At 46.1% G+C, this 25656-nt stretch carries 26 protein-coding genes; 11 read left to right on the forward strand and 15 right to left on the reverse strand.

Features of this window, described 5'->3' with window-relative positions:
* Positions 1-62 precede the first annotated feature (62 nt).
* The gene (locus A3GA_RS0107795; RefSeq protein ID WP_018026835.1) at positions 63-1034 is read right to left on the reverse strand and encodes an MBL fold metallo-hydrolase; all 972 of its coding nucleotides are present in this window, start codon (positions 1032-1034) and stop codon (positions 63-65) included.
* Positions 1035-1385: 351 nt separating this feature from the next.
* Here A3GA_RS0107795 and cls point away from each other — a divergent pair, with 351 nt between their 5' ends.
* The 5 genes from cls to A3GA_RS12405 all read left to right on the forward strand — a co-directional run bounded on the left by cls (position 1386) and on the right by A3GA_RS12405 (position 5352).
* The gene (cls, locus tag A3GA_RS0107800) at positions 1386-2864 is read left to right on the forward strand and encodes a cardiolipin synthase (protein ID WP_018026836.1); all 1479 of its coding nucleotides are present in this window, start codon (positions 1386-1388) and stop codon (positions 2862-2864) included.
* A 12-nt stretch (positions 2865-2876) separates the two neighbouring features.
* Entirely contained in the window at positions 2877-3809 is a 933-nt protein-coding gene (gene rarD, locus A3GA_RS0107805) for an EamA family transporter RarD (protein ID WP_018026837.1), read from the forward strand.
* Positions 3810-3838: 29 nt separating this feature from the next.
* Positions 3839-4390, forward strand: coding sequence for an NUDIX hydrolase (locus A3GA_RS0107810; RefSeq protein ID WP_018026838.1), 552 nt, complete (start codon positions 3839-3841; stop codon positions 4388-4390).
* A gap of 11 nt (positions 4391-4401) precedes the next feature.
* Complete coding sequence (locus A3GA_RS12400) at positions 4402-4881, forward strand: EamA family transporter (protein ID WP_018026839.1); 480 nt, start codon at positions 4402-4404, stop codon at positions 4879-4881.
* Positions 4882-4947: 66 nt separating this feature from the next.
* Positions 4948-5352, forward strand: a complete 405-nt coding sequence (locus A3GA_RS12405; protein ID WP_018026840.1) for an EamA family transporter — start codon at positions 4948-4950, stop codon at positions 5350-5352.
* 9 nt (positions 5353-5361) lie between these two features.
* On the opposite strand, the gene A3GA_RS0107820 is transcribed toward A3GA_RS12405, so the two are convergent.
* A complete protein-coding gene (locus A3GA_RS0107820; RefSeq protein ID WP_018026841.1) occupies positions 5362-6498 on the reverse strand; it encodes a succinylglutamate desuccinylase/aspartoacylase family protein in 1137 nt (378 codons plus the stop codon).
* Positions 6499-6702: 204 nt separating this feature from the next.
* Here A3GA_RS0107820 and bioB point away from each other — a divergent pair, with 204 nt between their 5' ends.
* Complete coding sequence (bioB, locus tag A3GA_RS0107825; protein ID WP_018026842.1) at positions 6703-7683, forward strand: biotin synthase BioB; 981 nt, start codon at positions 6703-6705, stop codon at positions 7681-7683.
* A gap of 96 nt (positions 7684-7779) precedes the next feature.
* Here bioB and A3GA_RS0107830 read toward each other — a convergent pair whose 3' ends face one another.
* The 6 genes from A3GA_RS0107830 to gloB form a co-directional block, all read right to left on the reverse strand.
* Positions 7780-8244, reverse strand: a complete 465-nt coding sequence (locus A3GA_RS0107830; protein WP_018026843.1) for a universal stress protein — start codon at positions 8242-8244, stop codon at positions 7780-7782.
* A 14-nt stretch (positions 8245-8258) separates the two neighbouring features.
* Positions 8259-8609 carry a protein tyrosine phosphatase family protein gene (locus A3GA_RS0107835; RefSeq protein WP_018026844.1) on the reverse strand — a complete coding sequence of 117 codons (351 nt, stop codon included), beginning with the start codon at positions 8607-8609 and terminating at the stop codon, positions 8259-8261.
* Positions 8610-8806: 197 nt separating this feature from the next.
* On the reverse strand, positions 8807-9520 hold the full coding sequence (gene dnaQ / locus A3GA_RS0107840) for a DNA polymerase III subunit epsilon (RefSeq protein ID WP_018026845.1): 714 nt from the start codon (positions 9518-9520) through the stop codon (positions 8807-8809).
* A gap of 64 nt (positions 9521-9584) precedes the next feature.
* On the reverse strand, positions 9585-10367 hold the full coding sequence (locus A3GA_RS0107845; protein ID WP_018026846.1) for an SDR family oxidoreductase: 783 nt from the start codon (positions 10365-10367) through the stop codon (positions 9585-9587).
* 120 nt (positions 10368-10487) lie between these two features.
* On the reverse strand, positions 10488-12341 hold the full coding sequence (locus tag A3GA_RS0107850; RefSeq protein ID WP_040614171.1) for a lytic transglycosylase: 1854 nt from the start codon (positions 12339-12341) through the stop codon (positions 10488-10490).
* A gap of 134 nt (positions 12342-12475) precedes the next feature.
* Positions 12476-13267 carry a hydroxyacylglutathione hydrolase gene (gene gloB / locus A3GA_RS0107855; protein WP_018026848.1) on the reverse strand — a complete coding sequence of 264 codons (792 nt, stop codon included), beginning with the start codon at positions 13265-13267 and terminating at the stop codon, positions 12476-12478.
* A gap of 36 nt (positions 13268-13303) precedes the next feature.
* Between gloB and A3GA_RS0107860 the strand changes: the two genes are divergently transcribed.
* Together A3GA_RS0107860 and rnhA are read left to right on the forward strand one after the other, a co-directional pair.
* Positions 13304-14164, forward strand: a complete 861-nt coding sequence (locus A3GA_RS0107860) for a class I SAM-dependent methyltransferase (protein WP_040614172.1) — start codon at positions 13304-13306, stop codon at positions 14162-14164.
* An 11-nt stretch (positions 14165-14175) separates the two neighbouring features.
* The gene (rnhA, locus tag A3GA_RS0107865; protein ID WP_018026850.1) at positions 14176-14646 is read left to right on the forward strand and encodes a ribonuclease HI; all 471 of its coding nucleotides are present in this window, start codon (positions 14176-14178) and stop codon (positions 14644-14646) included.
* A 1-nt stretch (position 14647) separates the two neighbouring features.
* Here rnhA and A3GA_RS0107870 read toward each other — a convergent pair whose 3' ends face one another.
* The 3 genes from A3GA_RS0107870 to A3GA_RS0107880 are packed head-to-tail and all read right to left on the reverse strand — an operon-like array spanning position 14648 to position 15726.
* Positions 14648-14887 carry a hypothetical protein gene (locus A3GA_RS0107870; RefSeq protein ID WP_018026851.1) on the reverse strand — a complete coding sequence of 80 codons (240 nt, stop codon included), beginning with the start codon at positions 14885-14887 and terminating at the stop codon, positions 14648-14650.
* Between the two features lie 22 nt (positions 14888-14909).
* Positions 14910-15188, reverse strand: coding sequence for a hypothetical protein (locus A3GA_RS0107875; protein ID WP_018026852.1), 279 nt, complete (start codon positions 15186-15188; stop codon positions 14910-14912).
* Positions 15189-15219: 31 nt separating this feature from the next.
* Entirely contained in the window at positions 15220-15726 is a 507-nt protein-coding gene (locus A3GA_RS0107880; protein WP_018026853.1) for a HugZ family pyridoxamine 5'-phosphate oxidase, read from the reverse strand.
* Positions 15727-15845: 119 nt separating this feature from the next.
* Here A3GA_RS0107880 and A3GA_RS0107885 point away from each other — a divergent pair, with 119 nt between their 5' ends.
* Genes A3GA_RS0107885 through A3GA_RS0107895 form a run of 3 tightly spaced genes read left to right on the forward strand, consistent with a single transcriptional unit; the run spans position 15846 to position 21257 of the window.
* Positions 15846-17066 carry an exonuclease SbcCD subunit D C-terminal domain-containing protein gene (locus A3GA_RS0107885; protein WP_018026854.1) on the forward strand — a complete coding sequence of 407 codons (1221 nt, stop codon included), beginning with the start codon at positions 15846-15848 and terminating at the stop codon, positions 17064-17066.
* A 3-nt stretch (positions 17067-17069) separates the two neighbouring features.
* On the forward strand, positions 17070-20342 hold the full coding sequence (locus A3GA_RS11825; protein ID WP_018026855.1) for an SbcC/MukB-like Walker B domain-containing protein: 3273 nt from the start codon (positions 17070-17072) through the stop codon (positions 20340-20342).
* A 24-nt stretch (positions 20343-20366) separates the two neighbouring features.
* Entirely contained in the window at positions 20367-21257 is an 891-nt protein-coding gene (locus tag A3GA_RS0107895; RefSeq protein ID WP_018026856.1) for an NAD(P)H-hydrate dehydratase, read from the forward strand.
* 12 nt (positions 21258-21269) lie between these two features.
* Here A3GA_RS0107895 and A3GA_RS0107900 read toward each other — a convergent pair whose 3' ends face one another.
* The 4 genes from A3GA_RS0107900 to A3GA_RS12015 form a co-directional block, all read right to left on the reverse strand.
* Positions 21270-22196, reverse strand: coding sequence for a DMT family transporter (locus tag A3GA_RS0107900; protein ID WP_018026857.1), 927 nt, complete (start codon positions 22194-22196; stop codon positions 21270-21272).
* A gap of 201 nt (positions 22197-22397) precedes the next feature.
* Positions 22398-24371 carry a monovalent cation:proton antiporter family protein gene (locus A3GA_RS0107905; RefSeq protein WP_018026858.1) on the reverse strand — a complete coding sequence of 658 codons (1974 nt, stop codon included), beginning with the start codon at positions 24369-24371 and terminating at the stop codon, positions 22398-22400.
* Between the two features lie 629 nt (positions 24372-25000).
* Positions 25001-25414, reverse strand: a complete 414-nt coding sequence (locus tag A3GA_RS0107910; protein ID WP_018026859.1) for a type II toxin-antitoxin system HicB family antitoxin — start codon at positions 25412-25414, stop codon at positions 25001-25003.
* Positions 25415-25451: 37 nt separating this feature from the next.
* Positions 25452-25649 carry a type II toxin-antitoxin system HicA family toxin gene (locus tag A3GA_RS12015; RefSeq protein WP_018027357.1) on the reverse strand — a complete coding sequence of 66 codons (198 nt, stop codon included), beginning with the start codon at positions 25647-25649 and terminating at the stop codon, positions 25452-25454.
* Between the last annotated feature and the right edge of the window lie 7 nt (positions 25650-25656).

Genomic DNA, 25656 nt, shown 5'->3' on the forward strand with positions numbered 1-25656 from the left:
TTCAATAACAGGGATTGAAGCTCTGATGATTTAATCCACTTTACACTTAAAAATGCTAATCATTATTTATTCGCTATACTGATTGAGATACCCTTGGTACCGATATCAAACTGCATTAAATCTGTACCCACGACTAACGGTCCTTCGTAAGTACTACGCGTTTCGTTAATAATGTCCTCATCGGTCGGCGCTGAGATTTCTTTGCTGTCGTATCGAGCAATATGGCTATATACCGCAAGCTTAGGCTTAGCACGTTCAAACACCTCACCTGCCTGTTCCGGAGAGACATGATGGGCAAAAATTCTCTGAAACGCATCAGACTGCTTTAACAGCTCAGGTTTAATAGCCGCAACCTCATGAATCAACAAATCCACCCCTTTAGATTGAGTGATCACCTCTTCATTAAATCGAGTGTCGCCTGAAATAACCACGCTTCTGCCATCGTAATCAATGCGATAACCCAAGGACGGTTTAATGACATCACCATGATCGACTTCAAAGCTCGTTACTTTAACGCCGTCTTTCTCATAGACGACGACAGGATTGCCGGGTGTCGGCGTTTCAAACTCATAAGCTTCAACAGCAATGCCTTCAGGCGGATTTTTCTCGTCTTCAAGTCTGATTTTTATATCATCCTCGTAGGCCATTTGTAAGCCGTCCATCAATTTTTTTACGCCCTGAGGGCCATAAATTTTAAAGGCTTGTGTTCTTTGACCGTATTGTGGACGTAACCAACCGGTTAACCATAAATCCGGAATCCCACTCGTATGATCCGAGTGAAAGTGCGTAATAAAGTGCGCATCAATCTTACCCATAGGAACTTTGGCCTGCCAAAGTCTAACTGCCGTACCTCGACCGATATCAAAAATCAATTTTTGTGAACCGGCCTCGATTAAGGTACTTTGACTAAAGCGCTCTATTCTGGGATTCGGCACACCGGTGCCTAATAAAGTGACTTTGAAGTCTCCGGCAACGGCAGTTGCCGAGCATACAGCAAAAAGCAAAGCGCCTTGATATAGTTTTTTGAATTTCATTGTCTATCCTCAACTCTCGAATATTTATTTTAAATTTATAATTAAATATATAGATATGTCATATTTAACTTATACATCCATATATTTTTCAAACATAATCAATGCTTGAAAAAATAGATTAAGCCATTATCCGAAGTTGAGCTAATCAATAAATCTGACTTTCTTATAACCAATTGATATATCAAAGTTTTTACTTATGTCGTGAAATTTTGAGTCAGCTTGATGTCAATTTAATTCGATAGTTTTCGCAGGCAAACATGTTTCTAATTATTTCTTTTACGGGAATCAGCACTAAGTTTTACTAAATGCCTTATCATAGCTAAAGCCTCAACCTTCTTCACAATTGGCGTTATGATCGAATGGTTTTTTGAACATTGGCAGAGCGTGCTGCTTGCATTTTGGGTCTTGTATCTGGTGCTTTTAGTCTGCACTATTCTATTACAACAGCGCAATCCCATTTCTTCCATCGCTTGGATTCTATCACTTAGCTTTATCCCCTTTGCCGGCTTATTGATCTATCATTTTTTCGGGCCGCGCAAAATCGAAAAGCAAAGAATGAATCGCCACCAAAAACGACTATTTGTCAGACGTCAACAAAAAATATGGGCTGACAAGCTTGAATTTACTGCACTGGACGATAAATTCGCCCCCATCGTCAATCTGATTCGAGAAACCACCAATATGCCACCCACCTATACCACCGATTATGAAATTTATTCCGGTGGTGAGGCAACTTATAAAGCTATTTTCAAAGCCATTGAAGAGGCTAAAGACTATGTACTACTCGAATACTATATTTACAGCCCCGATCAAACCGGTACTGCATTACGCAATTTACTTATTAAAAAAATTCAAGAGGGCCTAAAGGTCTTTTTACTGGTTGACGGTATGGGCTCACTGCGCTTAAGTCGCCGCTTTATGAGGGAATTTGAAAAGCTCGGCGGTCATTTAAACTATTTCCATCGGCTCGGTCTCGGTAGCTCCTCCTCGCTGATTAATTTCAGAAATCACCGGAAAATCGTCATTTGTGACGGTAGAATTGCTTTTGCCGGTGGCGTTAATATCTCTGATACACAGGATTTACGCATTGATCCCGAGGCCTATCATGATGTGCATATGCGCTTTGAGGGGCCCATCGTGGATTGGTTTCAGACCGTTTTTGTAGAGGATTGGTACTACGCTAATCGCGGTGATGAGAATCTGATTCACTTTCTTAAAGAAAAAAGTGACCAGCGACTGAAAAAAAGTAATGAACAGGTACAAATCATCAGCGATGAGATTAAAGTACCACCACTATCCATGCAACTTATCCCCTCAGGACCGGACAGTGATTTAGCCCCTATTCTACGTGTGATGGTTGAAGCCATGCACCAAGCTCAGAATCGTATTTATCTCACCACCCCCTATTTGGTACCGGATCAATCAGCACTTTTTGCACTGACTTCAGCTGCTCTCAGAGGTGTAGACGTGAGGGTTTTAGTACCCAAAAAAACCGATACCTATATTGTCGGTAAAGCGGCACAATCTTGGTATAAAGATCTGATTAACTGTGGTATTAAGGTATATACTTATATGCCTCGTATGCTGCATACCAAAACATTGATTGTCGATGATGATATCAGCTTTATAGGCAGTACCAACTTTGATTACCGAAGCTTTTATTTGAACTTTGAGCTATCTGTGGTCAGCTATGGTGAGCAAATTAATCAGAGTCTAAGCGAGGAGTTTTATCATTGCTTAGCACACTCCGAAGAGGTTAAGCTCATCAAGCTGCCTTTATACGAACGGTTGATACAGGCTTCAGCACGACTACTTTCCCCTATTCTTTAATATTTATCTAAAATGCATAAAAAATCGAGTCATTCCCTAATTTTAGATACGCAACTAGGGATCACTCTGGCACTGAGCTGCTATCTTTTCTGGGGTAGCTTCCCGCTCTATTGGGGAGTCATCGGAAGCTTTGGTCTAAGTGCCGATCAAATTCTGGCCCAACGGATCGTATGGTCATCGGTCTTTGCCATTATTCTGGTATTGCTATTCAGACAAACAAAAACACTACTGAGCGCAGTCACTAATGCTAAAGTCTTGCTACTCTTTGCGCTGTCCTCCTTTATTTTGTCCTTTAATTGGCTCAGCTATATCTACGGCGTCTCGATTAATCGTGTATTAGATACCAGTTTAGGCTATTTTATGTCGCCCTTATTCAGTATCTTTTTAGCCCGAGTCTTTATCGGTGAACGTATTAACAGTAGCCAGTTCCTGGCTTTGATACTGGCCGCTCTGGGCGTATTATGGTTGGCGATATTAAGCGGTGATATTCCGTGGATTGCTTTGGTATTGAGTAGCACTTGGGGTATTTATAGCCTTTTAAGAAAAAAAGCCAGTCTGCCCGTGGTGCCGGGCTTTGCCCTTGAAACACTGCTCATGCTGCCCTTTGCCTTAGTCTATTTGTGGTGGCTGCATGAACAGCAAACGCTCGTTTTCAGCAGCTTATCGCCACTGCAATTAGGCATTATAATGACTACCGGTGTGGTCACGGGCTTGCCACTACTGCTTTTTGCCGCTGCGGTGAAACGAAGCAGTTTAGGCACAATCAGCATTTTGCAGTATATATCACCAACCATCCAGTTTTTAATCGGCTTATTTATTTTGCATGAAGCCTTTGATATTACTCGCTTTTTCGGCTACCTTTTAGTATGGTTGGCGGTTATTGTGTTTTGTTTCAGCTCCTATAGACAGTATACCGTTGCCAAAAAAAGCAAAGTTCGCAATTAAGCTAATTATTTTTTCACCAGGATCCAATAATGTCAGAATTTGCTCACCTTCAAGAATCTAAAGTCAGCAGTAAGGAAATTTACGATGGTCAAATCATTCAGGTTTATGTTGACACCATCGCCTTAGCAAACGGTCAGCAAACGACACGTGAAGTTGTCCGTCATTGCCCCTGTGTGGCGATATTGGCGGTAACGGATGAGGATAAAGTCGTTTTAGTGCGCCAGTTCCGTTATCCGACGGATAAGCCTTTGTTGGAAGTACCGGCGGGCAAGATGGACGGCGATGCGTCAGAGACTGCGGAGCAAACAGCTGCGCGTGAACTGGCTGAAGAAACACCTTATACGGCCAGCAGACTTGAACTGATTCACAATTTTTACACCGCACCGGGCTTTTGTGATGAATATATGTACTTATATCGCGCCTATGGTCTTAAAATGAATAGTGAGCTTAAGCCCGATGAGGGCGAGGTGGTCGATACCGTACTGTACACGCGAGAAGAAGCGTTGCAGGCACTACGCAATAAAGAGATTGAGGATATTAAAACCATTGCTGCGTTACAACACTGGCTTCTTGAGTGCTAATCGGTGTCGCTATGTCTAAAGCCTCATTTGCACAGCCCCCGTCCGATCCCTTCACACAGCGCCGTGAAACACGGCGCGGGGTTCTTTATGCCCTGATGTGCTACTGCACTTGGGGGCTCTTTCCAATTTATTGGTCGCTACTTTCCAATCAAGGCTTATCCGCTGCTCAATTAATGGGGCATCGCGTGCTGTGGGCTTCGGTTGTTGCGGTGTTATTGCTTTTTATCAGCAGACAGCAAAAGGACTTGGTAGCGCTATTTAAGCAGCCCAAAATGGTGGCATTTATCTTTTTGGCCTCAATGGCTTTAGGCCTTAATTGGTTATCCTATATTTACGGAGTATCCATCAATCGCGTGATAGAGGCGAGTCTAGGCTATTTTATGTCGCCCCTTATGAGTATCGCCTTGGCCAGAATCTTTATCGGTGAAAGAATTAACCGAGCCCAAAGTTTTGCCGTGGTACTTGCTTTAGCCGGTGTGCTATGGTTATAGATACTGGCCGGACATATCCCATGGATTGCCTTAATTATCAGTGGTTCATGGAGCTTATACAGCTTATTGCGTAAGCAGGCAGTACTACCTCTGATTCCGGGATTTGCGATCGAAACGCTGTTTTTGCTGCCATTTGCGCTGAGCTATTTAATCTATTTAAATAGCATCGGGGAATTCCACTTTTCAGATTTACCGATAAATATCATTTTATTAATTATCGGCACCGGCTTTATCACCGGCTTTCCTCTGCTGTTTTTCGGTGCCGCCGCTAAAAGGATCCGTCTCAATACCTTGGGTATCTTGCTCTACATTAATCCGACCATGCAATTTCTTATCGGTCTGTTAATTTTCAAAGAGCCCTTTGACGGTATGCGCTTTGTGGCCTATGTACTGGTTTGGATAGCGGTTATTATCTTTACCGGTAGTAGCTACAGAGCCTATAAAAAAGCAACGGCACGCGCAACACACTAAGCGACGCTACTAAGGCGATAGCCCGGAATTACCCTGCTCTACCGGACTGGAAATGCTCATAAGCTTACGCTCCGGTCGGGCAAGTCGCTGACCACTATGCGCAAAAACCACCCCATCAGCAGGACTTCTTACGGTGGTTTTAGCCAGACTAATAGGATCAACAATATCCACAATGGCTTGGCCCGCCTCTACCCAATCACCGGGCTGCACCAGATAGACGGCAATACCTGAAGTCGGTGCATCGATATAGCAAAGACCGCCGAGCGGATGCGGTTCACGCACCATAGCCGGCAAGTCGAGACAACGCTCCTCCGGCAAACGTAAATAAGACTGATGATTTAAGTACTGTATAATCGCTTCTGCATCTTTAGAGGCTAAGTCATGAGACAGCTCATACTCCCCTCTAAACTCGACAGTACTACCGATACAAGCCAATTCCAACGGCACCTCAGGGAAGTGGTTACGTAAACGCGGCCAGATTGAGTACAACACCTCATCAAAAGAATTACTTCCCGAATCCTCAGACAGTAATTGACACTCACTACCCAAATAACGCGCTAAGGGCTCCAGTCGATGCCAAGACTCGGGGCAGCCATACATATGTAAAACGGCGTGATTATCACAATGTAAATCCAATACAATATCCGCATCACAAGCCCAAGATAATAAAGTCTTATGCATTGAGTCCGTGGCGGTAATCACCGCTATATCGTCAATCATTTGCTTTAAATAACGACGTAGCAGCTTGGTATTATCAGCGGCGCTCTCAGACCAAACAATACCCTCACGCTCAATCACATCTATCAGTTTTGGGAAAAGATCAAAATGGGGCTTGATTAAACGATTAAAATTTTGTGCGCCGGCAAAATGAAAACGACCGATATGCTGATAATTCAGCATCTGCCCTAAACCGATTGGATTACAGAAAGGTACTAAAACAATACGTGCGTCTAAACGATCTTCCTGTTCCAATTTCAGTAAGGCTTGATGTAAATAATACGCCACCAAAGAACCGGGTAATTCATCGCCATGGATACTGGCTTGCATATAAACTTTTTTGCCATTATCAGGACCGAAATGCAAGGCTGTCAGCTGATAAGAAGTACCGGGTGTAGAGCCGATTAAGGTCACCGTTTCTTTTTGCATAAAAACTCCGATATAAATGCATTTTCATCAAATTACACTGAAAAAAGGGTAAAAATCAACTGCTAAAACCGCGCTTTTAAAAAAATTTTGAGATCTCGCTATCTTCTGCTAACTTCACTTAACTAACAGCAAAATCACAACAAAAGCATTTGTAAAGTTTGCTATAAGGTAATAATATCATTAGCAGTTTAATTGGAGACATACATGGATACTATTACTTTATCGCGCACTGCTACGATTGCCGAGCTGCAAACTCAAAAATGGACCGTGAATCAGGTCATTGAGCTGTTTGAATTACCTTTTATGGAACTACTGTTCCAAGCCCAAAGCGTACACCGTCAGTTTCATAAAGTCGGTGAGGTGCAGTTATCGACGCTGCTATCAATTAAAACCGGCGGTTGCCCGGAGGATTGCAGCTATTGCCCTCAATCATCGCGCTACAATACCGATGTTGAAAAAGAAAAGCTGATGGCCGTTGAGGAGGTGGTTAAAGCCGCTAAAACCGCTAAGGAGCAAGGCGCATCACGTTTTTGTATGGGTGCCGCTTGGCGCGGCCCTAAGCAATACCAAATCGAAGTAGTGAGCGAAATGGTGCGCCAGGTCAAAGCCCTCGGTATGGAGACCTGCGTGACCCTCGGCATGCTCAAAGACGGTCAAGCCGAGCAGCTTAAAGAAGCCGGCCTTGATTACTATAACCATAATATCGATACTGCGCCGGAGTTCTATGGCAGCATCATCACCACCCGTACCTATCAGGATCGTCTGGACACGCTTGAACGGGTGCGTAATGCCGGAATTAATGTTTGCTGTGGTGGTATTGTAGGCTTAGGCGAATCACGTCGTGAACGCGCCGGTTTACTGGCTGAGTTGGCAAATATGAATCCACCACCCCAATCCGTGCCTATCAACCATCTCGTCAAGGTAGCCGGTACGCCATTAGCCGATGAAGAGGACCTGGATCCCTTTGAGTTTATTCGCACCATTGCCATTGCGCGTATTTTAATGCCACAATCCAAAGTGCGACTCTCCGCAGGGCGTGAGCAAATGGATGACGGTACTCAAGCACTTTGCTTTATGGCCGGGGCCAACTCGATTTTCTACGGGGATTGCCTGCTTACCACCGCCAATCCGCAAAGAGAAAAGGATCAGGAACTGTTTAAACGCTTAGGTTTATATAGTGCTTAAATAGACTGTAAAACCATGCAATGCACGAATATCGTGCGCATAGAAAAACCCATGATACAAAATCATGGGTTTTATTTTGAGATGTTCAAAACGCAATTACTCGTTAGAACCCTCTAAACGGTACACAAGTACAGATACCGGCGCCAACTGAATCACTTTAGTGGTCACGCTACCTAAAAGTAAGCGAGATAAGCCGCTACGACCGTGGGTAGCGATGTAAATTAAATCACAACCATGCTCTTTAGCCGCCTCAACCACACCGTCAGCGACATTGTAGTTAGAAACAATCGCAGAAGTTGCTTTGACACCGGCAGTTGCAGCACGATCCATCACAGGCTGTAAGTACTCCTCAGCTTCCTTACGTGCAGCCTCTTCATAATCCGCGTCAGAAATAGCATAAGATGCAGCCACACCGTCAAAACCGACTAAAGTGGAAAATGGCTGAGTCACGTTTAATACAACGATTTCCGCACCGATTTGACGAGCAAATGAAATACCGGAATTTGCTGTTTGAGAAGAAATATCTGAACCGTCAATGGGTAATAAAATCTTTTTATACATAAAATATCTCCTTGTTAAGATTCTCTAGCTGCTGCCAAGGCATAAGTGGTTGCACTACGGTTGCCGCTACGACAGTAGGCTAACACAGGCTTAGGCAATGTTTCAATCACTATTGCAAACTCCTCGATATCAGCCTCGGTCGGTCCGCCGCTGATAATAGGCAAATAAACCGCTGTCATGCCCAAACTCTCTGCCAAGCTAATCATCTCCTGCGAGGTAGGCTGCTCGGGCCCACCCTCACCATCAGGGCGATTAATCAATAAGGATTTAAAACCCTGCTGAGCGGCAGCACGCACCTCATCCGGGGTCAATTGAGGAGCTACAGCATAGTCCTCGTTAAGCTGTGTAAAGGATGTTTGACTCATAAACAATTTGCCTTAAAAAATAAGTTTATACTCTTATTATAAACATCTTCATTATGAATTAAAGAAATAATTAAAGTATTTTTTGTGCTAAAAAATTATATTAAGCTCATTTAAATACCGCTACGACTAAATCATGATGATGCCCATAAGCTGCATGATTAGCGCAAGCAGATTGAGCAATACCTGCGACGGCTCAGCTACTTACAGCGATGCCACAGCGACTCACCATCGACTGCTTTGTCCAGCACCTCCACATAGGCAGCATGCTCGGCCAGTTCCGCGGCATCGGCGCTAATCACCGGCAGATTGAAAGTGCCGATTAAAGCGCTAGCGGCCACCACCTCAGTCGGTGTTGATACTTGCGGGTCGTCCTGCAAGGAATCAAGTAAGCCGAACTGCTCACGTGTCATGGCTAACCAGACATCAGCAAGCAGCTCCGCATCCAGTAATGCACCATGCAATACTCGATGCTCATTAGAAACGCCTAAGCGATCACAAAGTGCATCCAAGCTATTACGCTGACCGGGAAACTTAGCGCGCGCCAAGGCTAAAGTGTCAGTAATTTTGGCAGCAATCTCCTCAAGCGCTGGGATCTGATAGCGAGCAAATTCCGCATTTAAAAAGCCCACGTCAAAGGCTGCATTATGAATTAATAACTCCGCCCCACTCAGATAGTCTGCAATCTCCTGCGCATGCTGTTCGAATGTATTAAACTGGCTTAAAAACTCAGTGGTTAAACCATGCACCGCCAACGCACCCGGATCCGACTCGCGCTCGGGATTGAAGTATAAATGTAGATTATTCCCAGTCGGCTCACGATTAACTAACTCAATACAACCGATTTCAATGATACGGTCACCCTGGTGAGCATCCATGCCCGTGGTTTCCGTATCCAAAACGATTTGACGCATCTCTATACCGCTACAAAATAAAAAGGGTCTAGGCAAATACGCTAGCTAGACCCTAAACATGCAATTAAAGACCGGACACCACAGCGTTAAAGCCGGCATCCACGTGGAGAATTTCACCAGTGATGCCGGAGGCTAAATCAGACAAGAGGAAAGCAGCGGACTTGCCCACGTCGTCAATATTGACACCGCGCTTAAGCGGTGCGTGCTGCTCAACAAAATTAAAGATATAGTTAAAGTCCTTAATCCCGGCAGCGGCTAAGGTTTTAATCGGACCTGCAGAGATACCATTAACACGGATACCCTTTTCACCGACGGCTTTCGCTAAATAGCGCACACTTGCCTCTAGCGATGCCTTAGCTAAACCCATCATATTGTAATGGGTGATCGCACGCTCAGCACCTAGGTAGGTTAGGGTGAGAAAGTTACCCTGACGCTTTTCAACTAAAGGTAAAAACTCCTTGGCCAAGGCCGCAAAACTATAAGCGGAAATATCATGTGCGGAACGGAAGTTTTCACGGTTATAGCCATCTAAAAAATTACCAGCAATTGACTCCCGTGGGGCAAAACCGATAGAGTGCACCACACCATCAATCCCATCAGCCCAATGCTCGCCGATCGCCTTAACACAGTTCGTAATGCTTTCATCGGAAGAAACATCACAGGGCACCACGATATTGCTGCCAAACTCCTCAGCAAATTCCTTGACCCGACCCTCAAAACGCTCTCCAACATAGGTAAATGCTAATTCAGCACCCTGTTCATGACACGCTTTGGCAATACCGTAGGCAATCGAACGATTTGAAATCAAACCGGTCAATACAATTCGTTTATTCGCTAAAAAACCCATGAATTTTCCCGTAATTTTTTCGTTATTTACAATCAATTAATTATAACTGCTTTTTACAAATAAGGAATGCCTAAACCCGACTAGGGCTTAGGCAAGTAAATTTATTGGCGCTAGCTAAGACTAACCCTCAGCACCCGAGTTTGGTAGTCTTAAGACCATACCCGCTTTTAAACCATCCACGGTGATGTTATTAAGTGCAGCTAAGTCATTAACCGTGGTGTGGTATTGACGGGCTAATGAATACAGCGTCTCACCCTTAGCCACACGGTGGCTAGCTGGATTACGTGCAACCGTAGGCGCCGCTGGCACAGCTGGCGGCTGGTAAGCAGCCGTACGCACTCTTGGTGCACTACTTGTCGGTTCACTACCCCAACTCACACGCTGAGCCACTGGACCGCTACGCTGAACAGTGGAGGCTGCTCTCGCCGCCAGAGATTGATTAGCACCAACATTAGGCAGCATCGCTGTCGGCTGTTCACTAAGGGCAGCAGTGGTAGTGACACTCGCTGCACTGCTTGAAGATGTAGCCTGCGGACGATTAGCCGCAAGCGCTGGCACCGCAGTCGCCATAGAACCATCGGCACGAATTAAATCGGCTAATGGATCCACCGTGCCACTAGCTGACGCGGGGCTCGAATTGCTAGCCACCAATGCTGCCGAAGTCGCTCGTGGTGTCGTTGATGCAGGACGTGCGGCAGGCGCAGGTGCTGGTACGCGCTGTTGCGCTAAAGCAGGCGTCGCTGCTGGCGGAGGATTAACTGCGGAGGCCGGCAATCGAGTGCGCTCAATTAAAGCTAGCATCATATCAGGACCAGCACTGGCAGCAGGCATAGGCTGTTGCACAGGCGCTGGCGGCGTAGCACGAATACCTGAGGGCGAAGCGCTAGGTGAAATACCACTACCCCGAGGCACCATCAAGGTGCGGCTATTGATAGCAACGGTTTGCTTAGCCGTGTAACCATTTAATTGCTTTAATAAGGCTAAATCCACGCCTAAACGCTGTGCAATATCGGCCAAAGCCTCACCCGATCTAGGTGTATAACCTGAATAAGAGGCCAAATTACCCTTGTAATTCGCTAGGTTCTTTTTATAAGAAGCGACATTGGCCTTGGGAATCAGAATACGTTGACCATGCTCAGCTAAAATCACCGGCCGATGGAATTGTGGATTCATCTCCTTGAACTCACTCAAGGACATACCGGCTAGCTTAGCGGCTACTTCAATGTCAATATCAACAGTCTTATTGACCTCTTCAAAGTAAGGCTGATCTGGCACGTGCGGCAAGGTGATGCCGTACTTCGCAGGCTGACTAATAATACGCTTAAACGCCATCAACTTAGGTACATAGTCACGCGTTTCTTGTGGCATGTTAAGCGAGAGATAATCTGTACCTCGACCCTGAGCTGCATTACGATCGCGGGCCCGCTTGACCGAGCCCTGCCCCCAGTTATAAGAAGCTAAGGCTAAATGCCAGTCATTACCCTGGAAATTATATAAATAAGCCAAGTAATTAATGGCCGCTTGCGTTGAACTCACCGGATCACGGCGATCGTCACGCCACCAATTTTGTGTCAAATTAAAATCAGTACCGGTGGCTGGCATAAACTGCCACAAACCGGATGCCTTGACCCGCGACAGTGCCGTGGTGTTATACGCACTCTCGACAAATGGCAAGAGCGCCAATTCGGTCGGCATACCACGCTTTTGTAGCTCGGTAGTGACATAGTAAATATACTTCGCCGAGCGATTGGCCATGGTTTGCACCGAGCCAGGGCGCTTTGTGTAGTAGTTAACCCAATAATCTACCCGACTGTCTCTCAGATCAGGCATTGCGTAACCGGCGCGAATCCTATCCCATACGTTGTTATAGTGTTTGGAAGTAGCTGCTGTATTACTCTTGAGGTTTCCGCCCGTAGACGAGCAACCACTGATAATCGCAGTCGTTGCTAACAAAGCGTAAACTAATAATCTCATAATCAGAAGACCTTGCTTTTTAAATTTGATCTAAGAGATGAATCAAAAAATTGCTATGCATTATAAAGCAAAAAAACTGCTTTACGAGCGCATCAACTCAAAAAAATCATCTATCACTACACGAGCTAAATAAGCTATGAATGATTTTTCCACTCACGTAAGGTGCCAAAAACCGCCGCAGGCCCATCTAAGGTCGTGCCGGCATAGGACTCGGCCGCCGCAATCACGGACTGCTCACGCACGCGCATAAAGGGATTCGTCGCCCTCTCCTCCGCAATCGTGGTCGGTAAGGTGGGTAAATCCTGTGCTCTAAGCTCACGAGCCCGCCGCTGCCAAGCCAATAAGGCCTGATTGGCAGGCTCAACCTGTAAGGCCCAATCAATATTACTCAGAGTATATTCATGGGCACAATATATACTAGTATTTTGCGGCAAATTGATAAATTTATCAATACTTTGCAGCATTAATCTAGAATCTCCTTCAAATATTCTGCCACAACCACAGGAAAATAAAGTGTCGCCACAGAATAGCACCGGCTGCTGTGCATTGATGGTGCCTGTATAAGCAATATGTCCTAGGGTATGGCCCGGCACCTCGAGTACCTGCAGCTCCGTATCGATGCCCTTTATTTGAACGCGATCGCCCTCCTTTAGCTCATGACTCAGTGCGGGTATGGGCCGACTTTCAAAGGCCGGACCATAAACATCCGCTCCATATTTATCGACTAATGCTCGCACCCCACCGGTATGGTCATCATGGTGATGGGTAATCAAAATCGCCTTTAGCGTTAAGCCCTTGGACTCCAACTCACGCAGCACCGGTGCCGCTTGACCTGGGTCCACCACTGCTGCCGTATCCCCTTGGCGCATAATCCATATATAATTATCATTAAATGCGGGTATTGGATAAATCTCGATGTTATTCATAGCTCCCCTCCTGATAGCTTAATTTTGAAGACGAATGTGCAGAACCGTAATCTCCACCAAATCTCGCTTGATGAGTGGCTAAGCACCCCCATGGGTCAATTAGTCGCCGACTGGATGGAAGCCAAGGCTGATGACTTACTAGCCAATGTATTCGGCTATAGTGCCTTGCAACTAGGCTTGCCGGACTACGACCTGATGCGTAAAAACCGCATTCGAACCAAGGTTATTCTAACCCAAGATGATTTAAACCATCGCAATCCGGCACCGACTGATACAGATGAGGAGTCTATAAGCACTGAGGATCTGCCCTACCAGAATGAACTTGAGGCTATTTACTACCAACGCAAAGATATTCCACCAAGCGATAGCGCTAACAAAAGCCCTGAGGATGCTAATCAGCTGCACTTAAACTATGAGAACGAATCGGTGGATCTGGTGATCCTGCCCTTTACCTTAGACTGCTATGCCCAGCCACATCAGCTGTTACGCGAGGTTGAGCGAATACTGCTACATGAAGGGCGCTTATTAATTTTTGGCTTTAATCCTTACAGTCTTTGGGGGCTACGCAACCGATTCTCGCGTTTTCCCTACCTGCCTGTGCCTAATAAACAGCAAATTTCACTACAAAAGACCAAGGATTGGCTACAATTACTGTCCTTTGAAATTGATCGGGGCCAATTAGCTTGCTATGAACCCGCCTTAATGAGTAGCCGTTGGTTAAGCAAGTTTGCTTTTATGAACAAAGCGGGTAACCGTTGGTGGCCCTTAGCCGGTGCAGTATTCTATGTATCCGCTATTAAGCGTCATGCCAATCCAAACTTAGTGGGCGCAGTCAACTTCAAAAAACCAAAAAAGGCACTCAAGCCAGCGATAGTAGCAACCAAGAACAAGTTTTAAACGAGGTCATTATGTCAAAACAAGCCATTGTGCAAATCTGGACCGATGGCGCCTGCAAAGGCAATCCCGGCCCTGGCGGTTGGGGCATCTATATGAAGTACAAAGACCCCGCACACGCTGGTAGAGAAATGGAGTTATTCGGAGGTGAATTGCAGACGACCAACAATCGCATGGAGATGATGGCGGTGATTAAAGCCTTGGAGTTCTTCAAACAACCTTGGTCGCTTGAACTTTATGTTGACTCGCAATACGTAAAAAAAGGACTAAATGAATGGCTGCCGGCTTGGATCAAAAGAGGCTGGAAAACGGCTAATAACAAACCTGTACAAAACAAGGATCTATGGTTGCAGCTCCTGGCGCAGTGTGAACGCCATCAAATACAATGGCATTGGGTTAAAGGGCACAGCGGTGATATGGGTAATGAACGGGCCGACGCCCTTGCTAACAAAGGGGTTGAGCAAGTACTTGCCGGCACCAAATAGCTTAATACTGACCGCATTTTAGGCGGCGAGCACGCTCTCGTTCGCGGTCTGCCACGCTATCCTGGCGATGACGATTTAAAAAATTTCCAGGACCGGGACCAACCTGCGCATTACTCTGAATAATGCGATGATTAGAAACAGCGCAGTTATCACTTGCTGCACGCTCCTCCTCAGAACTAGCGCAAGCAGATAAGGCCATGGTCGCCACCAACAAAGCCATCAAGTTAAATTTACTGATCATAAAAGTCCTATCGTATTTAGGTCTAACCAAAAGTGCACATCTTTTGTACACTTAATTCACGCACTTGATTTAAACGCGTCTGTGCCGCTTCTAACACCTCCGCATCACGCCCCGTCGGCACATCAGCTTGATACTTATAGCGTATATTATTAATTTCACGATTAAGTCGTTCGGAATCCTTCCACAAGTCACGGCAAGTGGCGGCCACCATCTCCGACTCCGTCATCGGCGGATAAATCGGGGCCTGTACGCAAGCGCTCAGCGCTGTGATACCAAGTGCGATAAATAATACTTTCTTCATAACACATCTCCTTTGCAGCTATTTTATCCGATTATCGGCCACGCACCTGCTCAAACGCCGACTCCCCTGCTTTAAAACGATAAGCTGCGCCCGCACCCACCACTAAATTGCCCACGGTGGGCTCTAAGGCAATTAAATAAAAATCTGCCAATGATTTAAGTAAAGCGACAATCCTACCCTGCTTTTGCTCTAATCCCTGCAATATGGATTCATACACTGCTTCCTCGCGGGCAACTGGACGACACACCACCTCATAACGCACCCGCTCACGCACAAAATGATTCGTCGTAGTCGCCTCGTCTCGCAACAACATCACCGACGCTTGAGGTCGCTCCAGTAAATTCGGCGTGTGCTCAGCCAACAGACTGACAAAAACATAAAACACGCCATCTCTCTCATAAAAAGGCGCATAGCTGATAAGTGGCGAACCATCTGCATTCAAACTCGCTATCATCAAACTAGGCTGTTGGTGCAATGCCTGTAATTTAGTTGCTAATTCGGCGTTTTTAGCGGTCTGCTCCGCCATGGATTGATTCATGTTCTTCCTCGCTTCATATTACTGATGATGGCTAATCATAGCCCTTTTACTTGCATTTTAAAGTTAATGCTCTAATATAAATGCTTTAATCGCACTCACCAAGCATCAGCAGTTAAACTATGCGCATTTTACATACATCAGATTGGCATCTAGGTCGCTCATTGCTAGGCAAAAGACGCTCTGCAGAGTTTTCACAACTACTTAACTGGATGCTGCAATGCATTGAACAACAGCAGATCGAGGTCCTGATCATCGCCGGTGATATTTTCGATACCACCACGCCCAGTGTTACTGCGCAGGATCAATATTACAACTTCTTAGCTGCCGCTGCCGCTAAAAGCTGTTGCCGCCATATTGTGGTGATTGGTGGCAATCATGATTCAGCGAGTTTTTTAAATGCGCCCGGCGCCATTCTTAAGAATCTCAATGTGCATGTCGTCGGTCAGGCCTGTGACGATATTCGAGATGAGGTGCTGTTGCTCGATAATCATCAAGGTGAGGTGGGCTTAGTATTGGCTGCGGTACCCTTTTTAAGTGATAGGGACATACGTCGTTATGAATCCCTAGCCAGCCTAAGCGATAAGGATCAGCAAGTGGTGGCAGCTTATCATCAACATTATGAGGAGGTCGCCCACCATGCCAAAAAGCTAGCAGATAAGCATCAGGTGCCCATGGTAGCCACTGGTCATTTATTTATGACGGGCGGTCTTACATCCGAGGGAGATGGGGTACGTGATTTATATGTGGGTACCTTAGGTCAGTTAAAAAGCGATTTATTTAGCCCTGATTTTAATTATGTGGCCTTAGGACATATCCATCAGCCCCAAAAGGTGGGCGGTCTAAATCATATACGCTATAGCGGCAGCCCCTTGCCCATGTGTTTTGATGAATGTGAGCGCAGCAAGCAGGTCTTGGTGGTGGATTTTAATCAAGAACACCAAGCCGAGGTTACTGCAGTGGAGGTCCCCACCTTTCAGCGCCTACACAGAATTCGCGGTGATTTAAAAAGCCTACAGTCGGCAATTGAGGAATTAAAACGGCAAAATGAGTCCATTTGGTTGGAAGTAAGCTACCAAAGCGATGAGTTACAGAGTAATTTACGAGCCGTACTGACAGAGCAAATCAAAGACTCCCAAATTGAAATTTTAAAGTTTAACAATCAGCAACGACAAGTGGTCCATTTACAGGCAACGGATACCTTAGAGAGCTTGGAGGAATTAAGCGTAGACGACGTCTTTAAGCACTTATTGGATCGACAAAACATCCCCGACAGTCAGCGCCCAGAGTTATTAATGACTTATCAAGAGACCCTACACCGCTTACACCACGATCAAGAGTAGCCCATGAAGTTATTAGAATTACGTTTTAAAAATCTTAACTCCTTAGAGGGTGAGTGGTTAATTGATTTTAGTCATGCAGCGTATGAACAAAACGGTATCTTTGCCATTGCTGGACCCACTGGTGCTGGCAAAACCACCCTGCTAGATGCCATTTGTCTGGCGCTTTATGGTCGTACGCCAAGGCTAGACAGCTTTAGTAAATCACACAATGAAATTATGTCGCGCCAGCACGCCGAGTGCTTTGCCGAGCTTAAATTTCAAATTGGTCAGCGGACCTATAGCGCTGCTTGGAGCCAGCGTCGGGCACGCAATCGAGTCGATGGTAATTTACAGCAAATACAGCGTGAGCTTTTTGATGTTGATAGCGGCAAGCTACTTTCCAGCCGCATGGCAGAAATTAATCAATTAACCGCCGACATTACCGGTTTGAACTTTGAGCGATTTACCCGCACCATGCTCTTGGCGCAGGGGCGTTTTGCCGATTTTTTAAATGCCAAAGAGGAAGAGCGTTCGCCTATTTTGGAGCAAATCACTGGCACCCGTATTTACAGTGATATTTCCATCAAAGTGCATGAAATTAAAACTCAAGAAGAAAAAAAGCTTGCCTTATTAAGCGCGGGCCTAGAGGGTATTACACCGCTGTCAGAGGATGAAGTCAGTGCCTTACAAGCCTCCTTGCAACAACTTAACCATAAGCTCCAGCAGCTCAATCAGCAGCAACAAGCCTTGCGCGAGTTAATCCAATGGTGGGAAGAAAGTGCCAAGACCAAACAAACTGAGGAGGAATTACAACGCTCACTTAGGGAGAATCGCGCCGAAGCTGCAAGCTTTGCCCCTAAAGCTGCGATCCTGGCATTAGCCAATAAAAGCTTGGCTTTGATTAAAGACTATACGGTATTAACTGGTTTACGTACGACATTAAAAAACAATCAAGACAGTCTGCAGCAATTAGCACCAAAACTAAGTGAGGCGACCACTAAACGCAATCAGACACAAGAAGCATATCAAAGAGCGCAAGCGCTACACACACAACAAGGTGAGCTACTAGAACAACAAACAGAGCACTTTAAAGCCGTCCGTACCTTGGATGCCGAAATTAAGCAACAGCGCTTACTGCTACAAAATGAAGAACGCAATTTGCAACAAAACCAGGCGCATCTCAAAGGCACCGAGAAGCAACTTCAACTTGAGCAAGAAAGCTATCAAAACCTCAAACAATCGATTCGTCGTGCCTATCAAGACTTTGAAGCAAAAGGAAACGCCCTAGCACAGGATCCCTTAAGCGCAGACAGCGACGAACTGCTAGACCGTTTAAGTCATCAAAGGGAAATTCTTAATTTAAAAAATCGCAGTGAGCAGTTAACACAGGAACTACGTACTTTAGAGACACTCAGTGAGTTATTTAAAAACTACCATCATCAAAGTGCAGAAAACCATCGTACAAGACAAAGCTTAGAGGCGCTTAACGAGTCCTTGCTCAGTTTGCAAACGGTCGCCACCCAATATCAACAGCAACTACAAGTAGCGGAGGCGCAACTAGCCCAAGCTGAGGCCGAGCATAAGCTTGCTTTGGTACAACAAAGTCTGGAGCAACATCGTCAGGACTTAGTCGACGGTACGCCCTGCCCCTTATGTGGCGCCTTGGAGCATCCATGGGCCGAGCACGACAGCGCCAATCCTGCACACACGCAGCAGCAACTAACACAAGCTAAGCAAGCGTATAAAACGGCGCAAGAGGCCGTCAATCATCAGCAGCAGCAAATTACTCAACAAGCAGCTGACATTCGGGCACTAAAGCAGCGTTTAAGGGATGGTCTAACAGCCCAACAAACGCACTTGGACAATCTCAGTGCTAAAGCGTCCTCACTCAGCGATTTAAACGGTGCCAAACAAAGCCTGCTCCATTTGACTGACATCAATGCTACAGCTGACACGCTAGGGCTCAGTGAGCAGGCACTCAGCTCACAAAAAGAGCAGCAGCAACAGCAACTCAAGCAACTCCATACCGAGCTAAGCGATAGGGAAAAGATGCAACACTGGGCTCAGGAACAACGCATTGAGTTGACTCAACTAAAGGTCAGTATGAGCAGTCTACAGTCACAGCTAACAAACCATCAGACAAGCATCGCGAGTTCGGAGGAGAATCTCAAAGGCATTCAACTCACACTGGACGCCAGCAAACAATCTCGCTATGCGCTCTTTGCCGATGATGATCCTGACGCTGCAGAAGCGCAGTTAAAGCAAAAGCTATCGCAACTCGAACAACAATTATCCCTAAGCAGGACAGCCAAGGATGATGCGGCAATTCACTTTAGCCAACTGAATCAACGGCTACAGGATTTACAGCACGCAGTGCACACACTCAGCGCCGAACTGGAGGCAGCAAATGATCGCTTTAAAACCAAACTCAATAACTCAGCCTTTGTGGATGAAAAAGCCTTTGTAGACGCTTGCTTGGAGGAGACTGAGCGCTTAATCCTTGAGCAAGAACAACGCCGTATTAATGATCGCAACCACCTACTGACAGAGCAACTAAAGCAGACCACAGCAAAGCTAGCTGAATTGGCGGCCCAGCAGCCAGATGCGCCTAAAGAGCTAGCGCTCTGTAAGGCAGAGTGGGAGCAAGTAGAAGCACAAAAGGCCGAGCTCAACTCGATGCGAGGGCGTGATAATGAAAAACTAAGGAGTCATTTTAACGCTGTGGAGCGCCTTGCTGAACAAAAGGCACAGATTGAAGCGCAAGAAGTCATCACGCAGCGCTGGCGCCTGTTACATGAGCTTATTGGTTCTGCCGATGGTAAGAAATACCGCAATTTTGCCCAGAGTTTAACCTTTGAATTTGTGCTGCATTATGCGAATCAGCAATTAGCGCAGATGAGTGACCGTTACTCACTGTGCCTTGACCCAGAACCCGGCAGCAAGTTGGAGCTTTATGTGGCCGATCACTATCAAGGAGGTGAGCTACGCTCCATCAAAAACCTCTCTGGTGGCGAAAGCTTTATCGTCAGTTTAGCCTTGGCACTGGGTTTATCACAGATGGTGGGCGGCAAAATGCAGCTAGAATCCCTGTTTTTAGATGAGGGTTTTGGTACCTTAGACGAAGACAGCTTGGATATTGCCCTAAGTTCATTGGCAAATTTGCAGCGCGGTGGCAAAACCATTGGTATTATTTCTCATGTGGCCGCACTCAAAGAAAGAATCGCAACGCAAATTCAAGTGATTCCGATGAGTGGCGGTCGCAGTCGTTTGGAAGGTCCGGGTATTCGTGCCCTTTAAGTTTACAGATTAGGAGGTGGGATAATGGCAAGCTTTGAGCTCAGTGATAATTTAATTGAGGAGTGGTTAGCGCATTGTCACCAAAACTTCCCCGGGCTATTGCAAGAGCGTGCCCTAGAAAGCCATAAGGGTAGCTTTGGCACTGTGGGCATTATCGGCGGTTGTCAGGGCATGAGCGGTGCCATTGTGCTGGCTGGTACTGCCGCACTGATTAACGGTTGTGGCAAGCTATGGTTAGGCTTTTGTCAAGACCATGCACCCCTACCCTATATCCCAGAACGACCAGAATTAATGCTAAGCAGTGCCGAACGCCTTCTACAGCGAAATGATATCAGTCATTGGGCGGTGGGATGCGGCATGGGCCAATCGGAAGCGGCATACAACATCCTCAGTACCCTCTTACAGCAGACAGCTGATACGCCCCTACTGCTTGATGCGGATGCCTTGAATTTGCTAAGTCAACACCCCGAACTAGCGGACTACCTGACTGCCCGCTTGCTGCCGGCGGTAATAACACCTCACCCAGCCGAAGCCGCTCGTCTTTTAGACTGCAGCACCGAGGAAGTGATGGCCGACCGCCAAGAAGCCGCGCTCGAACTTTCAGAGAAGTACTTTTGCCGCGTCGTTTTAAAAGGTCATCAAAGCCTTATTGCCGCCCCCGACGAGGATTTGCTCATCAACCAAAGTGGTAATCCTGGACTGGCAACGGCCGGTAGCGGCGATGTCTTAAGCGGTATGATTATCAGTCTGCTAGCACAAGGCTTGGCACCAGATGAAGCGGTCGCTGGCGGTGTCTGGCTGCACGGGGCAGCCGCTGATTTGCTGGTACTTAATCAAGTCGGTCCCATTGGCCTTTGTAGCGGTGAAATTGCTGAGGCGGCCAGATATTTACGAAATCTTTTAGTCTCGTTGTAGTGAACTTAGAAACTACTGCTCTGCCAAGGCCTGCTGTACTAATCGCTTGGTGGCTTGATTATGACGCCACTCGATAAGGGAGGCACTGACACCGCTGGCGCAGACGATCAGAATCCCCAACCAGCTCATCGCATCTGGAAACTGGCGCCAGATTAACCAAGCAATGGTGGCTGCCCCAACGATTTGTAAATACACAAAAGGCGCTAATAAGGAGGCGGGTGCATGTTGATAGGCCTTAATCTGTAACCAATGGCCCAAGGTACCAAAGATCCCAGTTGATAGCAGCACCAACCAGTCCAGATAATGATATGCCCCGATAATGCTTACTAACTCATCCACATAAAACAGTACTAAGACGCTACTGATGGCGGTTCCGATGAGGCCAGTCCACAGCAACGTGGTCATGGAGTCATCTTCTGCTAATTGACGTGTCACAATAAACTGCAAAGAAAAAATCCCGGCCGTCATCAAACCGAACATCACCCCTAAGGGATGGAGGCCCGACCCAGGGCGTACAATCACCATCACCCCGATAAAGCCACAAAGTGCAGCGACCCAGCGATAAAGGCGTGGTGGCTCCTTTAACACAAAGGGCGCCAAGCATAAGACCAATAGCGGTGCCAAAAAATTAATCGCAGTGGCTTCAGCCTGCGGTAAATAGCGCAGAGCCGAAAAGAAGGTCATGGTTGCAGTAAGCACCGCCGTGCCCCGTATGATCTGAAAGCCTAAGCGCTTAGATTTAAAAATACTTAAACCACGGCTCGGCAAAGTAAACATCAAAACCAAGACAGCATGTATTAAATAACGCACCCAGCTCAGCACCACCAAAGGCAACCCATATTGCATCAACCACTTGCCCCCAGCATCTAGCGAGGACAAAGCCCAGGTCGACAAAATAACAAGGGCAATACCAACAAGGGGACGAGCTGTGGTGGACATAGTGTAAATAGCTTAGCCAAAAGGATTAATCAAAGTTTAAAAGCTTACCATCGATAGTGATGGCAATCTTAGGATAGTATGCCTCAACTACCCAACAGCAAGCGTAGAGAGCGCACTTAGCTCAGTGTTAGTACTGATAGCGCTGCGATGGCTGCTATCAGAGTCTATCAGGGCTTATCTTAGATAGATAGAATTTACGTGCTAGTCACCCATCAGCGCCCAACTTTCAAAGGCGTTGACCCACCCCTTGGCACCAACCAAGACTAAGGTGTCATCAGCCTCCAGCACAAACTCATTAATCGGATTACGAATTTGGAAGGCATGTCTACGAATTGAGATTAAACTCACTTTTTCTTTATCTAGTGGGAGCTCAGCGACCGTCATGCCGACAGCTTTTGACTGAGGTGGCAAGATAAAGGCATAACGTACAATCTGTGACGATTCACCCTCTAAATCAATGGCATCATCATGCCCTTTAAAAACGCCTGCCAGCACCTGGTAGTGATCTCGACGTACCTTACTCACAATATGATGCACCTGGCGGTAGTTCATACCAAGCGCAAGCATTGCTTCAGCGGCAAGGGCTAAGCTACTTTCTTTGCTATCGGACACCACATCATCAGCACCCATGTGCGCAAAGACATTAATATAATCATCATCCGTGACCCTCACCACCACTGATTTGGTGGGATCCAGTAACATAATCGTGTTTAAAATTTGCTCACTTTCATGCATATTACTCAAGGTGATAATCACCATTTTGGCACGCTCTAAACCAGCAGCTAACAGCACCTCGGTGCGCTTAGCATCACCAAATGACACCGACTCACCCGCCAAGCGCGCGTTCATAACCCGCTCCACATCCAGATCCAAGGCATGATAGCTTTTATTTTCTTCGGTCAGAATACGGCTGATACTTTGCCCGCGTGCACCAAAACCGATAATCAAGCTATGCCCGTCAAGCGCCATGGTTTCGACCATCAGTGCATGCAAATTAACCGACTCCTGATCCCAAGCACTTCGAAAGAAAAAGCGCACAATGGTGTCACTACTATTAATTAATAGGGGCGCAACGATCATTGAGATAAGAATGGCTGCAATGGTAGACTGCTCCAACTCAGGTGATAACAGGTGAAAATGACCTGACACCGCCAATAAAACAAAACCAAACTCACTGCCTTGAGCTAAGTACAAAGCAGTACGCAAGCTGTCCATCGGCTTATGTCGCATGCAACGACTAATCGCAAAGACCACCAGCGCTTTTAACAGAATCAACATGCTCAGTAATAATAAAACCAGCTGCCAACTCTGTAATAGCACCGCAATATTCAACTTCATCCCGACAGTAATGAAGAAAAAGCCCAATAAAATATCACGGAACGGTCGAATATCGGCCTCTACCTGAAAACGATAATCGGTTTCTGCAATCAACATGCCGGCGACAAAGGCCCCCAAAGCTAAGGACAAACCCGCCATCTCGGTTAAATAAGCGATACCTAAGGTCACCAATAACACATTGATCATAAAGAGCTCTGAGGAACCACTTTTGGCGACCAAGCGGAACCAAGGCGCCATCAACTTATGCCCCACGACCAGTAAAAGACTTAAGGTCAGCGCCATATTGATAAAGGCCAACAGCAAATCAAGCCATAAATGATCATTCGGACCGGCTAAGGCGGGTAATAAAATCATTAAAGGTACCACAGCAATATCTTGCATCAGCAGTACTCCCATAGCCATATTGCCATGCGTTTGGTTCAACTCACTCCGTTCAGACAATAAACGGCTGACAATGGCGGTTGAGGACATCACCAAAGCCCCAGCCACAGAAAAGGACCAGAGCGCTGGCATTCCAATGAGCATCAGAACACCCATGACCAATAATATCGTAAAAACGACCTGCATCCCGCCTAAACCGATTAACAGGGTGCGCATGGATTTTAACTTGCCGAGGGAAAACTCTAAACCAATACTAAAGGTTAGAAATACGATACCTATTTCGCCTAGGTAATCCGTTGATGGTGACTCAGGAATTAATTGTAATAAGCCAGGACCCGCAATAAAACCCACTAATAAATAGCCTAGCATGGATGGGATTCGAAGCTTCCTGCAGACAATGACGGCTAACACGGAAACTAATAAAACCATCACCACTGGAGCTAAGGAGAAATGCATTTGAGCTACGCTTTAAAGAAGAGAGAGATTGACGAGTTTGCTGACCTCAGTCAAGAAAGGTAAATTTGCAAAATAGTCATTATACCCTTGACGCAAAAAAATAAAACGCAAAAATGGCTACCCCTGGCGGGCTAGTCAGCCTGTGATTAGGGCACCATGTTGCTGGAGCTCTTGACTGAACGATAGGCTAGCGAAACCCATTGACTCAAACGCCGATTGCCAAGTATCCAGCCACGCTGGATATAAGCTACGTTTTTCAGCTCCTATCCGCCACCCTAAATGGGTTAAAAGTAAAAATTAAATGATCGGACAACTAGTGTGACATAGGGGGTCTATCCTGCATATAGTCTTTAGCATTCTTCTTTCCTCATTAATTTATATAAACTCTTGAAAGTAAGTTCTTCAGCTGAGCAATCGGCACCGTTACGTGTTCCGGATCGTTCTGTTCCTGAGAAGAAAACGACCATCAACAAAACACCTCCAACTGAAGAAAACAAATCATCCGATGATGGATGGAAAAGGCCTGGATGGGCTACAGTTGATATTGATAAGTATATTTAAGTAGTGAGTTTGAAGGTGCTACAACGCAACAAACTCACACCTGGAACTACCCATTAAAGTCATGGACTTTAAATTACTTCAAATTCTAGGGTCTTACCTAAAGCTTTAAAAGCTCGATCCAGAGTATCTACTTTTGTAGCCCGATGNAAATTAACCATACGGTTTACTTGCGTTGGTGANAAATTCATTAATCGTGCCAAGTCTGCTTGTTTGATGCGCTGCTTTGTCATTTCGTTTAATAGCTTGACTTTAACTGTCACGCTTGCTGGAAGNGTNACAGCGTACTGTTCATCCTTCACTTTAGATGGTTCNGGCACGGCACGCATATCATCAAAATAAAAATCTAGCGCNGTAACTANACAATCGTAAGCTAAGTCAATAGCTTCTTCTTTGGTTTCCCCGTATGTTATGGCNTCTGGTAAGTCAGGAAACGTCACCGTAAAGCCTGGAGCGTCAGGCGTTAGCACAAATGGATATTTCATAACAAATTCTCTCCTGTTTGGATTGTAGCGGCTGTGTTCATGAAAGCCCCATTAGNGGCATTTCTNACAAACCTAGCTGCTTTAAAATCGCTTTTCTAGTGCCTTCTGGTAGCTCTTTAGCGTGCCTTGGTAAGGTACTGTGTTTGCCTTTGTAGGTTAGCTTCGTGTGTTTTGAGCCTTCCTTAAATTCAACACCTTGCGATTTCAGCCAGCGTCTAAATTCGCTGGTTTTCACTACAATC

The organism is Oligella urethralis DSM 7531 (assembly GCF_000372065.1).
Taxonomy (GTDB): domain Bacteria; phylum Pseudomonadota; class Gammaproteobacteria; order Burkholderiales; family Burkholderiaceae_B; genus Oligella; species Oligella urethralis.